This window comes from Pseudomonas sp. DP-17 (assembly GCF_022380625.1).
Taxonomy (GTDB): Bacteria; Pseudomonadota; Gammaproteobacteria; order Pseudomonadales; family Pseudomonadaceae; genus Pseudomonas; species Pseudomonas nitroreducens_A.
This window is the reverse complement of record NZ_JAKSXG010000016.1, coordinates 20,993-35,843: the sequence shown is the minus strand read 5'-3', so window position 1 is coordinate 35,843 and position 14,851 is coordinate 20,993. Positions and strand designations below refer to the sequence as shown.

Here is a 14,851-nt window from a genome sequence, read left to right as displayed (position 1 = left end):
TCATGAACGGCGCGCAGCTTCGTCACCAGAATCCCGGAATCGGCCGTGCTCCCGCACGCAAGCCGGTGCCGCGCGGCGCCAGCCGTCTGGTGGCCAAGGAGCCGCTCAGCGCTCGCATGCCCAAGCCCAGCTTCGGCTTCCTGAAGGTGCTGCTGTGGCCCCTGGTGCTGGGCGTACTGGGCGGCGGTGCTTACTACGGCGCGCAATACGTGCTGCCCTATGCCGACCGCCCGATTGCCAAGGTCAGCGTAGAGGGCGACCTCAGCTACATCAGCCAGGCGGCGGTGCAGCAGCGGATCAGCCCCTATGTCTCGGCCAGCTTCTTCACCATCGATCTGGCCGGCATGCGCCAGGAGCTGGAACAGATGCCCTGGATCGCCCACGCCGAAGTGCGCCGCGTATGGCCCGACCAGGTGGTGGTTCGACTGGACGAGCAATTGCCCATCGCCCGCTGGGGTGACGAGGCCCTGCTGAACAACCAGGGGCAGGCTTTCGCGCCGCGTGAAGTGGCCAACTACGAGCACCTGCCGCGCCTGTCCGGCCCGCAGCGCGCCCAGCAGCAAGTGATGCAGCAGTACCAGATTCTCAGCCAGATGCTCCGCCCGCTGGGCTTCACTATCGCCAGCCTGGACATGAGTTCGCGCGGCGCCTGGACCCTGGGGACCGCGCAGGGAGTGGAGATCATGCTGGGCCGCGATCACGCGGTAGAACAGATTCGCCGGTTCGTGACCATCTACGACAAGGCGCTGAAAGACCAGATTACGAAAATCGCCCGCATCGACATGCGTTACCCCAACGGCCTGGCCGTGGCGTGGCGCGATCCGGTGCCGGAAGCGACGGTGGCACAGACCACCGCCGCGCAGTGAGTTGAGGAGACTTCAATAAACATGGCAAGCGTGCAGAGCGGCAAAATGGTCGTCGGCCTGGATATCGGCACCTCCAAGGTGGTGGCGCTGGTGGGCGAGGTGGCGGCCGATGGCAAGCTGGAAATCGTCGGCATCGGGACGCACCCGTCGCGCGGCCTGAAGAAAGGTGTGGTGGTGAACATCGAGTCCACCGTGCAATCGATCCAGCGCGCCATCGATGAAGCCCAGCAGATGGCTGGCTGCCGTATCCACTCGGCCTTCGTCGGCATCGCCGGCAACCATATCCGCAGCCTGAACTCCCACGGCATCGTGGCCATCCGCGACCGCGAAGTCAGCGGCGCGGACATCGAGCGCGTGCTGGACGCGGCCCAGGCCGTGGCCATCCCGGCCGACCAGCGTGTGCTGCACACCCTGGCCCAGGACTATGTGATCGATAACCAGGAAGGCGTGCGCGAGCCGCTGGGCATGTCCGGCGTACGCCTGGAAGCCAAGGTGCACGTCGTGACCTGCGCGGTGAACGCCGCGCAGAACATCGAGAAGTGCGTGCGCCGCTGCGGCCTGGAAGTCGATGACATCATCCTCGAGCAGCTGGCCTCGGCCTACTCCGTGCTCACCGAGGATGAAAAGGAACTGGGCGTGTGCCTGGTGGACATCGGCGGCGGCACCACCGATATCGCCATCTTCACCGAAGGCGCCATTCGCCATACGGCGGTGATCCCGATCGCTGGCGACCAGGTCACCAACGACATCGCCATGGCGTTGCGCACCCCGACTCAGTACGCTGAGGAAATCAAGATTCGCTACGCCTGTGCACTGGCCAAACTGGCCGGCCCCGGCGAAACCATCAAAGTGCCCAGCGTCGGCGATCGTCCGCCGCGGGAACTGTCGCGCCAAGCGCTTGCCGAAGTGGTCGAGCCTCGTTACGACGAGCTCTTCACCCTGGTTCAGGCAGAGCTGCGTCGCAGTGGCTATGAGGACCTGATTCCGGCCGGGATCGTCCTGACCGGTGGCACCTCCAAGATGGAAGGCGCCGTCGAGCTGGCCGAAGAAATCTTCCACATGCCGGTGCGCCTGGGCGTACCGCATAGCGTCAAGGGACTGGCCGACGTCGTGCGCAATCCAATCTATTCCACCGGTGTGGGGCTGCTCCTGTACGGACTGCAAAAGCAGTCCGACGGCATCTCCCTGTCCGGCAGCAGTTTCAGCAGCGACGAACCCAAGACACCGGTACTGGAAAAGCTTAAACGCTGGGTCCAGGGCAATTTCTGATTTACCACCGCGGTAAACGTAGGCAACACAACTAGAAAGGAAGGAGAGGGGAAATGTTTGAACTGGTAGATAACGTCCCGCAAACAGCAGTCATCAAGGTTATCGGCGTAGGTGGCGGCGGCGGCAACGCCGTGAACCACATGGCCAAGAACAACGTTGATGGCGTCGAATTCATTTGCGCCAACACCGATGCGCAGGCGCTGAAGAACATCGCCGCGCGCACCGTTCTGCAGCTCGGCCCGGGTGTGACCAAGGGCCTGGGCGCTGGCGCCAACCCTGAAGTGGGCCGCCAGGCCGCCATCGAGGACCGCGAGCGTATCGCCGAAGTCCTGGAAGGCGCCGACATGGTCTTCATCACCACCGGCATGGGGGGCGGTACCGGCACCGGTGCTGCGCCGATCATTGCCGAGGTTGCCAAGGAAATGGGCATCCTCACCGTGGCCGTGGTCACCCGTCCGTTCCCGTTCGAAGGCCGCAAGCGCATGCAGATCGCCGACGAAGGCATTCGCTCGCTGGCAGAAAGCGTTGACTCGCTGATCACCATCCCGAACGAAAAACTGCTGACCATCCTGGGCAAGGATGCGAGCCTGCTGGCCGCCTTCGCCAAGGCTGACGATGTGCTGGCCGGTGCCGTCCGCGGCATCTCCGACATCATCAAGCGCCCGGGCATGATCAACGTCGACTTCGCCGACGTGAAAACCGTCATGAGCGAAATGGGCATGGCCATGATGGGCACCGGCTGCGCCAGCGGCCCGAACCGCGCTCGCGAGGCTACCGAAGCCGCGATCCGCAACCCGCTGCTGGAAGACGTCAACCTGCAGGGCGCCCGCGGCATCCTGGTCAACATCACCGCCGGTCCGGACCTGTCCCTGGGCGAGTACTCCGACGTGGGCAACATCATCGAGCAGTTCGCTTCCGAGCACGCCACCGTGAAAGTGGGCACCGTGATCGATCCGGACATGCGCGACGAGCTGCACGTCACCGTGGTCGCCACCGGTCTGGGCGCTCGCCTGGAGAAGCCGGTCAAGGTCGTCGACAACACCGTTCAGACCCAGGCCGTCAGCACCCAGGCTCCGGTTCAGCGCGAGCAGCAGTCGGTGAACTACCGTGACCTGGACCGTCCGACCGTCATGCGCAACCAGAACCACGGCGGCGCTGCCACCGCGGCCAAGCTGAATCCGCAGGACGATCTGGACTACCTGGACATCCCGGCCTTCCTGCGTCGTCAGGCCGATTGAGTCGATTTATCAGGAGTATCAATGTGATTGGTGTTCAGCAAAGGGCGGTTCTGCTATCATCGCCGCCCATTGTTGACAACAGTTCGCAACTTGCGCGAAAGCGGCCAAAGCCATGATCAGACAACGCACCTTGAAGAACATCATCCGGGCGACCGGTGTCGGCCTGCACTCCGGGGAGAAGGTTTACCTGACCCTGAAGCCGGCTCCCGTCGATACTGGCATCGTGTTCTGCCGGGCTGACCTCGACCCTGTGGTGGAAATTCCCGCCCGGGCCTCGAACGTCGGCGAAACCACCATGTCGACCACCCTGATCAAGGGTGACGTCAAAGTGGATACCGTGGAGCATCTGCTTTCGGCCATGGCCGGCCTGGGTATCGACAACGCCTATGTCGAACTGTCCGCGTCGGAAGTACCGATCATGGACGGCAGCGCAGGTCCTTTCGTATTCCTGATCCAATCCGCTGGCCTGCAAGAGCAGGAAGCGGCCAAGAAGTTCATCCGCATCAAGCGCGAAGTAACGGTGGAAGAGGGCGACAAACGCGCCACCTTCGTTCCGTTCGACGGCTTCAAGGTGAGCTTCGAGATCGATTTCGATCACCCGGTCTTCCGTGGTCGCACCCAGAAAGCCGTGGTGGATTTCTCCAGCACTTCCTTCGTCAAGGAAGTCAGCCGCGCCCGTACCTTCGGGTTCATGCGCGACATCGAGATGCTGCGTTCCCAGAACCTGGCTCTGGGTGGCAGCGTGGAGAACGCCATCGTGGTCGACGAGTATCGAGTGCTCAACGAAGACGGTCTTCGTTATGAGGACGAGTTCGTCAAGCACAAGATCCTGGACGCCATTGGTGACCTGTACCTGCTGGGTAACAGCCTTATCGGCGAGTTCATCGGCTACAAGTCCGGTCACGCCCTGAACAACCGTCTCCTGCGTACCCTCATCGCAGACAAGGACGCTTGGGAAGTGGTGACCTTCGAGGACGCCAAGACCGCGCCGATCTCCTATATGCGACCCGCTGCGGCCGTATAAGGAAACCTCCTCCTTTCAGCTACAACTTCAAAGGCCACCCTCGGGTGGCCTTTTTTTTGTCTTCGCTTTTATTCCTGGTCTGCTTCCGGTGGTTTGCGACTGCGGCTGGCGAGGCGTTCGAGAGCGGCTTTGAGCTGCGGATTGCTGATGCCTTCGGCCGCTTCATGCAGGGTGGCCGAGGCGGATTCGCTGATGCGGTTGGTGTTCACGCGGACAGGCGCCTGGATTGCTGGTTGCACCTTGAACAGGATGCGCGTGAGTCCGGCGAACTCCTCGAACGTGGCCAGTTGCCGCAGCAGGCGGTTCTGCTGGTAACGCAGGCGCGTGGCCCAGTGCCCGTCGGTGACCACCAGCAGCAGGCTGCCTTCACGCCAGGAGGCGACGCGGCAGAAAGGGCGCGCGGCGGGCTGCAATTGCGAATCGAGCAGTTCCTGCAGGCGCGAGAGGCGCTGCGCCTGGACGAACAGCGAGTGCAGCGGCTTGGCTTCGCGCAGCAACTTGGTCATCGCCTTGGCGGGCAGGGGGCGGAAGGCCATGAGGAGCAACCGGGAGTGAATAAAGAAAGATGGTAACAGATGCGCTCAGGACCAGATGCCACCGTCCGCCCTTGAAGTTGCATGGCTGCGTCACCATATCACCCACTCGGATGCAAAGTTGTCCGCCCATGCATTGCCCCCAAGCTCGCAGAATGCGAAGCTTCGGAGGATGACTCCGGCACTTTTTTCCCGGAAGTTTCCGGGTAGAATGCCCGCTTCATTGCCGTTCCGCGCCGCGGCCAGCCAGTCGGGCAGCCCTCCAATTCTCCAGTTCGGATGACCCAGTCGATATGTTTGCGCCTTTGTTGAAAAAACTCTTTGGAAGCAAGAACGAGCGCGAAGTGAAGCGCATGGCCAAGCAGGTCCAGGCCATCAATGCACTCGAGCCCCAGATGGTCCCGCTTTCCGATGAGCAACTGAAGGCCAAGACCGAAGAGTTCAAGGCACGTGTCGCCAAGGGCGAGAGCCTCGACCAGATCCTGCCCGAAGCCTTCGCCGTTGCCCGCGAGGCCGGCAAGCGCGTCATGGGCATGCGTCACTTCGACGTCCAGCTCATCGGCGGCATGACCCTGCACGAAGGCAAGATCGCCGAGATGCGTACCGGTGAGGGCAAGACCCTCGTGGGTACCCTGGCCGTCTACCTGAACGCCCTGTCCGGCAAAGGTGTGCACGTGGTCACCGTGAACGACTACCTGGCCCGCCGCGACGCCAACTGGATGCGACCGCTGTATGAATTCCTCGGCCTGACCGTTGGCATCGTCAGCCCGTTCCAGCCGCCGGAAGAGAAGCGCGCGGCCTATGCCGCCGACATCACCTACGGCACCAACAACGAATTCGGCTTCGACTACCTGCGCGACAACATGGCGTTCAGCCTGGAAGACAAGTTCCAGCGCGAACTGAACTTCGCCGTGGTCGACGAAGTGGACTCCATCCTCATCGACGAGGCGCGGACTCCGCTGATCATTTCCGGCCAGGCCGAAGACAGCTCCGAGCTGTACATCAAGATCAACAAGTTGATCCCGCGCCTGAAGCGTCACGTCGAGGAAGTCGAAGGCCAGGTGACCCAGCAGGGCCACTACAGCATCGACGAGAAGACCCGTCAGGTCGAACTCAACGAGCAGGGTCATGCCTACGTTGAAGAGCTGCTGACCCAGAACGGCCTGCTGGCCGAGGGCGAGAGCCTCTACTCGGCGCACAACCTGAGCCTGCTGACCCACGTCTACGCCGCGCTGCGCGCCCACACCCTGTTCCACCGCAACGTGGAATACATCGTCCAGGGCGACCAGGTCCTGCTGATCGACGAACACACTGGCCGTACCATGCCGGGCCGTCGCCTCTCCGAGGGCCTGCACCAGGCCATCGAGGCCAAGGAAAACCTGCCGATCCAGGCCGAGAGCCAGACCCTGGCCTCGACCACCTTCCAGAACTACTTCCGCCTCTACACCAAGCTGGCCGGCATGACCGGCACCGCCGACACCGAGGCCTTCGAGTTCCGCCAGACCTACGGCCTGGACGTGGTGGTGATCCCGACCCACCGCCCGGTTGCCCGTAAGGACTTCAACGACCTGGTCTACCTGACCCAGGACGAGAAATACGCCGCCATCATTACCGACGTGCAGCAGTGCCAGGCGCTGGGCCGTCCGATCCTCGTGGGTACCGCCTCGGTCGAAACCTCCGAATACGTCTCGCAGCTGCTGCAGAACGCCGGCATCGAGCACAAGGTTCTGAACGCCAAGTACCACGAGAAGGAAGCCGAGATCATCGCCCAGGCCGGTCGTCCGGGCTCGGTCACCATCGCCACCAACATGGCCGGTCGTGGTACCGACATCCTGCTGGGCGGCAACTGGGAAGTGGAAGTCGCCGCGCTGGAGAACCCCACCGACGAACAGGTGGCGCAGATCAAGGCCGACTGGCAGAAGCGTCACCAGCAGGTCATCGAGGCAGGCGGCCTGCACGTGATCGCCTCCGAGCGTCACGAGTCCCGCCGTATCGACAACCAGCTGCGTGGCCGTGCCGGCCGTCAGGGCGACCCGGGCTCCAGCCGTTTCTACTTGTCCCTCGAAGACCACCTGATGCGCATCTTCGCCTCCGACCGGGTGAAGAACTTCATGAAGGCCTTGGGGATGCAGCCGGGCGAGGCGATCGAGCACCGCATGGTGACCAATGCCATCGAAAAGGCCCAGCGCAAGGTCGAAGGCCGCAACTTCGATATTCGTAAGCAACTGCTGGAGTTCGACGACGTCGCCAACGAGCAGCGCAAGGTGATCTACCACATGCGCAACACCCTGCTCGCGGCCGACAACATCGGCGAGACCATCACCGAGTTCCGTGAAGAGACCCTGAACAACACCGTCAGCGAGCACATTCCGCCGCAGTCGCTACCCGAGCAGTGGGACGTTGCCGGTCTGGAAGCTGCGCTGTACAGCGATTTCGGCCTCAAACTGCCGATCCAGCAGTGGCTGGACGACGACGAGAAGCTCTACGAAGAAACCCTGCGCGAGAAAATCCTCGCCGAGCTGGTCGCTGCCTACAACGAGAAGGAGGAGCTCGCCGGCGAAGAAGCCCTGCGCACCTTCGAGAAGCAGATGCTGCTGCGCGTGCTGGACGACCTGTGGAAGGACCACCTGTCCACCATGGATCACCTGCGTCATGGCATTCACCTGCGCGGCTACGCGCAGAAGAATCCGAAGCAGGAATACAAGCGCGAGTCCTTCAACCTGTTCCAGGAACTGCTGAACTCCATCAAGCGCGACACCATCCGCGTGCTGTCCTTCGTTCAGGTTCGCCGCGAAGACCCGGCCGAAGAAGAAGCCCGCCTGCGCCGCGAAGCCGAGGAAATGGCCAAGCGCATGCAGTTCCAGCATGCCGCTGCGCCGTCCATGGACCAGGTGACCGGCGAGCCCGAGGAAGAGGGTGAAGTACCGGCTGACAACGTGGTGCCGATGGAGCCCATCCGCAACGAACCGAAGATCGGCCGCAACGAGCCGTGCCCCTGCGGTTCGGGCAAGAAGTACAAGCACTGCCACGGTCAGGTGGAATAACTCTTCCCGACCCTGATACCAACGCCGCGACCGGCCCAGCCGCTCGCGGCGTTTTTCTCATTTGATCCACTGATTAGATGATTCACTGACTAGATAGGAGCGCGCCACATGGCTGTTGGTCTCGGCCCCATGTCCACCCTGCACCCGGTCCCCGGTTTCGAACTCGGCATCGCCTCCGCCGGCATCAAGCGACCCGGCCGCAAGGACATCGTGGTGATGCGCTGCGCCGAAGGCTCCACCGTAGCCGGAGTGTTCACCACCAACGCCTTCTGCGCCGCCCCGGTGATCCTGGCGCGCAAGCGCTTCCTGGGTCCGGTGCGCTACCTGCTGACCAACACCGGCAACGCCAATGCCGGCACCGGCGAGCCGGGCCTGGCCAATGCCTCCCGCACCTGCGCCAAGCTGGCCGAGTTGGCTGGCGTTCCGGAAAGCGCCGTGCTGCCGTACTCCACCGGGGTGATCGGCGAGCCGCTGCCGGTCGAGAAGATCGAAGCCGCACTGCCCGCCGCGCTGGCCAACCTGTCGGTGGATAACTGGGCCGACGCAGCCGCCGGCATCATGACCACCGACACGCTGCCCAAGGGCGCCAGCCGCCAGTTCCAGCACGACGGCGTAACCATCACCGTCACCGGCATCAGCAAGGGCGCCGGCATGATCAAACCGAACATGGCCACCATGCTCGGTTATATCGCCACCGACGCCAAGGTTGCCCAGGGCGTGCTGCAGGACCTGCTGCGCGATGCATCGAACAAGTCCTTCAACCGCATCACCATCGACGGGGACACCTCCACCAACGACTGCTGCATGCTGGTGGCCACCGGCCAGGCTGCGCTGCCGGAAATCACCGCCGCCTCCGGCGCGCTGTTCGCCGCGCTGAAGCAGGCCGTGCTGGATGTATCCATGGAGCTGGCGCAGGCCATCGTGCGTGACGGCGAAGGCGCCACCAAATTCGTCACCGTGCAGGTGAACGGCGGCGCGACGCACCAGGAGTGCCTGGATGTCGGGTACGCCGTCTCCCACTCGCCGCTGATCAAGACCGCGCTGTTCGCCTCCGACCCGAACTGGGGCCGTATCCTCGCCGCCGTCGGCCGTGCCGGCGTGCCTGACCTGGACGTGAGCTTGATCGACGTATTCCTGGATGACGTTGCCATCGCCAGCCGTGGTTGCCGCGCCGCCAGCTACACCGAGGACCAGGGGGCGAAGGTCATGGCCCAGGAGGAGATCACCATCCGCATCGATCTCGGCCGCGGCACCTGCAGCGAGACCATCTGGACCACCGACCTGTCCCACGAGTACGTGAAGATCAACGCTGAATACCGCACCTGATCCACGCGAAGACGCAGAGGCCCGCCCAGGCCCTGCGTCTCGTTCCGCTCGCATTCCCGATTTTCATCGATGGATGAAAATCGGGAATTTGTTTTCATGGCTGCCGCGCTCTAAGGTCTCCTGACTGACCCTCAAGAGCATCACGTCCATGTCCCTTACCCTGATCATCGGCAGCAAGAATCTCTCCTCCTGGTCCCTGCGCGGCTGGCTGGCCATGCAACTTACCGGCGCCGAGTTCGAGGAAATCCTCATTCCCCTGGGTGGCCTGGACACCGCGCGGCGTATCCGCGAGCACTCGCCCAGCGGCAAGGTGCCGGCGCTCAAGTGCGAGCACGGGCTGATCTGGGATTCCCTGGCAATTGCCGAATACCTCGCCGAGCGCTTCCCCGAAGCGCACCTCTGGCCGCGTGGCGAAGCGGCGCGAGCGCTGGCCCGTTCAGTCTGCGCCGAGATGCACAGCGGCTTCATGGCGCTGCGCTCGCATATGCCAATGGACATCCAGCGCAACCAGCCGTTGGCCGAAGTGCCCGAAGCGGTGGAGGCGGACATCGCCCGCATCGTCGAGCTCTGGGCGCTGTGCCGCGGTCGGTTCGGTCAGGACGGCCCGTTCCTGTTCGGCCACGCGAGCATCGCCGATGCCTTCTATGCACCCATTGCCACGCGCTTGCGCAGTTACTGCGTGACGCTGCCCATCGAGGCCCAGAACTACGTGGATGCGATCTACGCCTGGCCGGCCTTCCGCCCCTGGCTGGACGCGGCGATGGTCGAACGCGCCTGAATCCGGCCGTCAATGACGGTAGAATGCCCGTCTGCGCGGGCCCTGCCTGAATCGGATTGAGGAGTAGCACTGTGAAACGAGTACATGTCGCCGCCGCCGTGATTCGCGGACTCGATGGCCGGGTGCTGATCGCCCGCCGTCCGGACGACAAGCACCAGGGCGGTCTCTGGGAGTTTCCCGGTGGCAAGGTGGAAGAGGGCGAAGCGGTGCAGGTCGCCCTGGCCCGCGAGCTGAAGGAAGAACTCGGCATCGACGTCGAGCAGGCGCGCCCGCTGATCCGCGTGCAGCACGACTACAGCGACAAGCATGTACTGCTGGATGTGTGGGAAGTCTCCGCCTTCTCCGGCGCGCCCCATGGCGCCGAGGGCCAGCCGCTGGCCTGGGTCTCCCCGCGCGACCTGCCGGATTACGACTTTCCTGCCGCCAACGAGCCCATCGTGCAGGCCGCGCGCCTGCCTGATCGCTACCTGATCACGCCCGATGGGCTGGAAATCCCGCAACTGGTGCAGGGCGTTCGTGCGGCTGTCGCCAGTGGCATCCGCCTGGTCCAGCTGCGCGCGCCGAACATGTACAGCCCCGAGTACCGCGACCTCGCTGTCGACGTACAAGGCCTGTGCGCCGGCAAGGCGCAGCTGATGCTCAAGGGCCCGCTGGAATGGCTGGGCGATTTCCCGGCGGCCGGCTGGCACCTGACTTCCGAGCAACTGCGCAAGTACGCGCCCAATGGCCGGCCGTTCCCCCGCGAGCGCCTGCTGGCGGCTTCCTGCCATAGCGCCGAGGAACTGGAGCTGGCGGCGCGCATGGGGGTGGACTTCGTCACCCTGTCGCCGGTGCAGCCCACCGAGAGCCATCCGGGGGAACCGGCGCTGGGCTGGGAGACGGCGGCAGAGCTGATCGATGGCTTCAACCAGCCGGTGTTCCTGCTCGGCGGCGTCGGCTCGCAGGATGTCGAGCGTGCCTGGCAGGCCGGTGCGCAGGGCGTGGCGGGTATTCGGGCGTTCTGGCCGAAAAACGAAGGCTGACAGGCATTTTGCGTGGGGCGGCGATGGGGATCGCGTCGCTCCACGCCATCCTGCGAAATACTGCAGCGTGCTAGCTGTATGAGCGGGCCATGCCGCGATCGCGCGCAGGGAGCGCTCCTACGAGTCGATTCTCGATCGATCAGGCGGGCTTTTCCGCGGCTTGCCAGAGAATCTCTTCCACACCCTGGCGGCGGGCGATGAAGCGCGCGGCGACGAACAGCAGGTCGGACAGGCGATTCAGGTAGCGCAGGCCCGCGCCTTCCAGCGGCTCCTCGGCATTGAGCTGTTGGCAGCGGCGCTCGGCGTTGCGCGCCTGCGCGCGGCACAGATGGGCGAGGGCTACCAGACGCGAGCCACCGGGCAGGATGAAGTTCTTCAGCGGCCCGAGCTCATCGTTCCAGCGGTCGATCACCTGCTCCAGACGCTCCACTTCGGCATCGTTCAGCGCGCGGTATTCCGGCATCGCCAGCTCACCGCCCAGGTCGAACAGGCGGTGCTGGATCGGCGCCAACACACCCATCACTTCTTCCAGCGCACTGCTGCGCGCTTCGTGCAGCCCGGCGAGCAGCAGGCCGAGGTGGCTGTTCAGTTCGTCCACCGCGCCCATGGCTTCCACCCGCGGATGATGCTTGGGTACCCGGCGTCCGTCGGCCAGGCCGGTTTCTCCGGCATCGCCGGTGCGGGTGTAGATCTTCGACAGGCGATTGCCCATGGCTCAATGCTCCTTGTCGCCTTGCGCCAGTAGCGGCAAGGGCGGGGAAACTTCGGTGGTCAGCGGCAGGCGCAGGGTGAAGCAGGTGCCTTGGCCCAGCTCGGACTGTACCTCCATCTGCCCCTTGTGGTTGTTGGTGACGATGAAGTACGAGACCGACAGGCCCAGGCCCGTACCCTGGCCGACTTCCTTGGTGGTGAAGAAAGGCTCGAAGATGCGTTTGCGCACCTTCTCCGGCATGCCGCAGCCGTTGTCCTCCACCTGGATTTCCGCCCACGGCGGATTAAGCCGGGTGCGCAGGATGATGCGGCCGAATTCGCCTTCTTCTTCGTCGTCGCGCAGGTGGATGGCCTGGGCGGCGTTCTTCAACAGGTTGAGCAGGACCTGTTCGATTTCGTTGGCGATCACCGGTACCGGCCCCAGGCGCTGGTCATACTCGTGGACGATCTGCAGCGACTTGAAGTCGAAGCCGCCGGTGAGGTCGAAGTCGTTGCCGGCGATCTCCACGGCCTGTTCCAGCAGTGCCGGCAACTCGCAGGCGGCCATCTGGCGATGGCTGCGGCGGCTGAAGGAGAGCATGTGGGTGACGATCTTCGCTGCGCGGGAGCCGGCGTACTGAATGCCGTCCATCAGCTTGGGAATCTCCCGCGCCTCCAGGTAATGGTTGAGGTCGTCCAGGCGCACGCCCACCTCAGCGGCCACCTCGAGGTTCTTCGGCAGATCCGGCGACAGGCGCCGGCGGATGTTCTGCACGTTGTGCAGGATCGCGCCCAGCGGGTTGTTGATCTCATGGGCCATGCCGGCGGCGAGGCCGCCGACGGAGAGCATCTTCTCCGACTGCACCATCATCTCTTCCATCCCCAGGCGGTCGGTGATGTCGTCGATACGGATCACCGCGCCACGGCCGGTGCCGCCCATCAGCGGGTAGAAGGTCAGGGCATAGTGGCGCGGGGCGTCGGTGAGGGCCCAGGTAACCCGTTCGACGCGTTCGACCTTGTGCTGCTCGGCGGCGCGGGTGAGCTGCGGCAGGAAGGGCTTGAGCGAGGGGAAGGCGAGGAACACCGGCTGGTTCACCGCGTCGTCCAGGCTGGTACCGGAAAGCTGGCTGGCTTCCTGGTTCCACTGGGTGACGTAGAGTTGCTCGTCCACCGCGATCAGCGCCGAGGGCATGGAGTCGATGATGCTGTTGAGGTAGTGCTGGAAACCGGTGAGCTTCTTCTCGATCTTGCCGCGCACCTGGACTTCCAGCTCCAGCTTGCGGTTCGAGCGACGGGTTTCCTCGGCCAGCGACTGGGCCTGCTCGACGGCCTCCTGGGCATCGTCGCGGGCGCGCTTCAGCTGCTGCTCGCGGGCCTCGATACGGGTCAGCATGGTGTTGAACGCGTCGGCGAGGCGACCGATCTCGTCGGCATTGCCGCGCTCGGCGCGCAGGGCGTAGTTCTCCTCGCGGGTGACCTGGCGCGACAGCTCCTCCAGGCTGCGGATCGGGCGCGTGATCAGGCGGCGGATCTGCTGGGCGATGAGCAGCCAGAGCAGCACCGAAACGGAGAGGATTACCAGGCTGGCCGTCAGCGTACCGGTGTAGAAGGCGCCGGGCAGCTCGCTACTGGCCACCAGTAACAGGTAGCCACTGTTGCGGCCGGCCTGGGGCAGCTCGAACAGTGCGTTGAGGCGATATTCGTGCTGGCGCCAGCGCTCCAGGTGGTCCAGGCGCTCGGGCAGGGCCACCGGGCCGTTGCTCGGCGTCTGCGCGATGCGCTCGCCATTGCTGTCATAGAGCGCGGCGGCGCGCAGCGGCTGGTAGTCGTCGAGCTGGCGCAGCAGTACCTGGGCCTGGGTCGGCGAGGACAGCGCCGGCTCGCTGAGCGCCGGGTTGGCGATCAGCCTGCCGATGGTCTGCAGGGCCTGGGGTGCGACGCTGTCCTGGGAAATCCAGTAGGCCGCGCTGATGAAGGCCAGGTTGGCCACCAGCATCACGGTCGCCAGCAGCACCAGCAGGGCGGCGAGGATCTTCTGGCCGACCGGCAGGTCTTCCAGGCGCTGGCGCAGGTTCATGGGAGAAGGCATGGGCGCGTCAAAGAGAAAAACAGGGGAAGCGGCCAGGGTAGCCCGCCATCAGTTGTCGGGCAATCCGCGCGCCACCAGGTCGCTGCGCAGGCGCCCATGCAGGGCGCGCAGCAGCGGCAGAGCCAGGTGCAGGCGATCCCCCTCGCGACAGGCGTGGCCAAGCAGATAGGCAATCTCGCTGCGCCGTCCCTTGGCGACGTCCTGGTACATCGAGGAGAAGTTTGCCGCGGTGGCGGCAATCACCCGCTCCACGTCGCTTTGCAGCTCCCTGGCGGCGACGGGATAGCCAACGGCATGCAGCAACTGGCCCAGCTCGTCGCAAAGCCCGGCGACTTCGCTGGAATGGCCAGCCAACTCGCCGTTGCGGCACTGATGCAGCACGGTGAGCGGATTGATGGCGCAGTTCAGCGCGAGCTTGCGCCACAGACGTTCGAGGATGTCGGTGCTCCATTGCACGGGAATCCCGGCCTGACGCAGGTCGGACAGCCAGTCGGGTTCGGCACCACCTTGTTCGTCGCCCAGCCAGGTCTGGCCCTGGCCGGCGAAGACCACGCGGAAGTCGGCCTCGCGAAATGCGCCTTCGGTGCTGGATGCGTACAGGCAGCGGGCGCGCGGCAGGTGGGAGCTGACCGCCTGCTGGCTGCCCAGGCCGTTCTGCAACAGGACGAGCTCGGCGCCGGGGGCCAGCCGTGCGGCCACGCTGGCGGCGGCGGATTCGGCGTCATAGGCCTTGCAGGCGAGCAGCAGGCGCTGGATCGGGGCGCCTTGGGCGGCAGTCTCCGCCGGGATGGGGTAAAGGCTCTCGCGGCCGTTTTCCACCAGGGTGACGCCACCCAGAGCGCGGTAGGCGTTGAGGCGCTTGCGGTCGCGCAGCAGCAGGCGTACCGGCAGGCCGGCGCGGAAAAGGCGGGCGGCCCACAGGCAACCGAGGCTGCCGGCGCCGAGTACGGTCCAGGTCATGGGAAGAACTTC

Annotated in this window: 12 protein-coding genes; 8 read left to right on the top strand and 4 right to left on the bottom strand. The window is 64.6% G+C overall.

All coding sequences use genetic code 11. From position 1 onward, the window contains the following. Window positions 1-2 precede the first annotated feature (2 nt). The 4 genes from MJ122_RS25390 (at window position 3) to lpxC (ending at window position 4,397) form a co-directional block, all read left to right on the top strand. Window positions 3-866, top strand: a complete 864-nt coding sequence (locus MJ122_RS25390; RefSeq protein ID WP_017518097.1) for a cell division protein FtsQ/DivIB — start codon at window positions 3-5, stop codon at window positions 864-866. A 21-nt stretch (window positions 867-887) separates the two neighbouring features. After that, window positions 888-2,135 carry a cell division protein FtsA gene (ftsA, locus tag MJ122_RS25385; RefSeq protein ID WP_017518096.1) on the top strand — a complete coding sequence of 416 codons (1,248 nt, stop codon included), beginning with the start codon at window positions 888-890 and terminating at the stop codon, window positions 2,133-2,135. A 53-nt stretch (window positions 2,136-2,188) separates the two neighbouring features. Further along, on the top strand, window positions 2,189-3,373 hold the full coding sequence (gene ftsZ, locus MJ122_RS25380; RefSeq protein WP_017518095.1) for a cell division protein FtsZ: 1,185 nt from the start codon (window positions 2,189-2,191) through the stop codon (window positions 3,371-3,373). A gap of 112 nt (window positions 3,374-3,485) precedes the next feature. Further along, window positions 3,486-4,397 carry a UDP-3-O-acyl-N-acetylglucosamine deacetylase gene (gene lpxC / locus MJ122_RS25375; protein WP_015475884.1) on the top strand — a complete coding sequence of 304 codons (912 nt, stop codon included), beginning with the start codon at window positions 3,486-3,488 and terminating at the stop codon, window positions 4,395-4,397. A 68-nt stretch (window positions 4,398-4,465) separates the two neighbouring features. Here the strand turns inward: lpxC and MJ122_RS25370 are convergent, their stop codons facing one another. Further along, on the bottom strand, window positions 4,466-4,933 hold the full coding sequence (locus tag MJ122_RS25370) for a DUF721 domain-containing protein (protein WP_088421250.1): 468 nt from the start codon (window positions 4,931-4,933) through the stop codon (window positions 4,466-4,468). Between the two features lie 290 nt (window positions 4,934-5,223). Here MJ122_RS25370 and secA point away from each other — a divergent pair, with 290 nt between their 5' ends. From secA to MJ122_RS25350, 4 genes are all read left to right on the top strand, one after another. Continuing rightward, window positions 5,224-7,974, top strand: coding sequence for a preprotein translocase subunit SecA (gene secA / locus MJ122_RS25365; RefSeq protein WP_239746496.1), 2,751 nt, complete (start codon window positions 5,224-5,226; stop codon window positions 7,972-7,974). Window positions 7,975-8,082: 108 nt separating this feature from the next. Beyond that, complete coding sequence (gene argJ / locus MJ122_RS25360) at window positions 8,083-9,300, top strand: bifunctional glutamate N-acetyltransferase/amino-acid acetyltransferase ArgJ (protein ID WP_088421252.1); 1,218 nt, start codon at window positions 8,083-8,085, stop codon at window positions 9,298-9,300. Window positions 9,301-9,448: 148 nt separating this feature from the next. Beyond that, window positions 9,449-10,078: a glutathione S-transferase family protein gene (locus MJ122_RS25355; RefSeq protein ID WP_088421253.1), complete on the top strand. Its 630-nt coding sequence runs from the start codon at window positions 9,449-9,451 to the stop codon at window positions 10,076-10,078. A gap of 71 nt (window positions 10,079-10,149) precedes the next feature. Continuing rightward, on the top strand, window positions 10,150-11,100 hold the full coding sequence (locus tag MJ122_RS25350) for a Nudix family hydrolase (protein WP_239746494.1): 951 nt from the start codon (window positions 10,150-10,152) through the stop codon (window positions 11,098-11,100). A gap of 139 nt (window positions 11,101-11,239) precedes the next feature. On the opposite strand, the gene MJ122_RS25345 is transcribed toward MJ122_RS25350, so the two are convergent. From MJ122_RS25345 to MJ122_RS25335, 3 genes are read right to left on the bottom strand one after another with little or no spacing between them, the layout of a single operon-like run. Further along, window positions 11,240-11,812: a cob(I)yrinic acid a,c-diamide adenosyltransferase gene (locus MJ122_RS25345; RefSeq protein WP_088421255.1), complete on the bottom strand. Its 573-nt coding sequence runs from the start codon at window positions 11,810-11,812 to the stop codon at window positions 11,240-11,242. A 3-nt stretch (window positions 11,813-11,815) separates the two neighbouring features. Then, a complete protein-coding gene (locus MJ122_RS25340) occupies window positions 11,816-13,867 on the bottom strand; it encodes an ATP-binding protein (RefSeq protein ID WP_017518088.1) in 2,052 nt (683 codons plus the stop codon). A gap of 60 nt (window positions 13,868-13,927) precedes the next feature. Further along, entirely contained in the window at window positions 13,928-14,839 is a 912-nt protein-coding gene (locus MJ122_RS25335; RefSeq protein ID WP_239746492.1) for a putative 2-dehydropantoate 2-reductase, read from the bottom strand. Window positions 14,840-14,851 lie beyond the last annotated feature (12 nt).

Bases quoted from the DNA above. Each gene is read 5' to 3' on its own strand.
- MJ122_RS25390 (WP_017518097.1), top strand. From the start codon at position 3: ATGAACGGCGCGCAGCTTCGTCACCAGAATCCCGGAATCGGCCGTGCT.
- ftsA (WP_017518096.1), top strand. From the start codon at position 888: ATGGCAAGCGTGCAGAGCGGCAAAATGGTCGTCGGCCTGGATATCGGC.
- ftsZ (WP_017518095.1), top strand. From the start codon at position 2,189: ATGTTTGAACTGGTAGATAACGTCCCGCAAACAGCAGTCATCAAGGTT.
- lpxC (WP_015475884.1), top strand. From the start codon at position 3,486: ATGATCAGACAACGCACCTTGAAGAACATCATCCGGGCGACCGGTGTC.
- MJ122_RS25370 (WP_088421250.1), bottom strand. From the start codon at position 4,933: ATGGCCTTCCGCCCCCTGCCCGCCAAGGCGATGACCAAGTTGCTGCGC.
- secA (WP_239746496.1), top strand. From the start codon at position 5,224: ATGTTTGCGCCTTTGTTGAAAAAACTCTTTGGAAGCAAGAACGAGCGC.
- argJ (WP_088421252.1), top strand. From the start codon at position 8,083: ATGGCTGTTGGTCTCGGCCCCATGTCCACCCTGCACCCGGTCCCCGGT.
- MJ122_RS25355 (WP_088421253.1), top strand. From the start codon at position 9,449: ATGTCCCTTACCCTGATCATCGGCAGCAAGAATCTCTCCTCCTGGTCC.
- MJ122_RS25345 (WP_088421255.1), bottom strand. From the start codon at position 11,812: ATGGGCAATCGCCTGTCGAAGATCTACACCCGCACCGGCGATGCCGGA.
- MJ122_RS25340 (WP_017518088.1), bottom strand. From the start codon at position 13,867: ATGAACCTGCGCCAGCGCCTGGAAGACCTGCCGGTCGGCCAGAAGATC.
- MJ122_RS25335 (WP_239746492.1), bottom strand. From the start codon at position 14,839: ATGACCTGGACCGTACTCGGCGCCGGCAGCCTCGGTTGCCTGTGGGCC.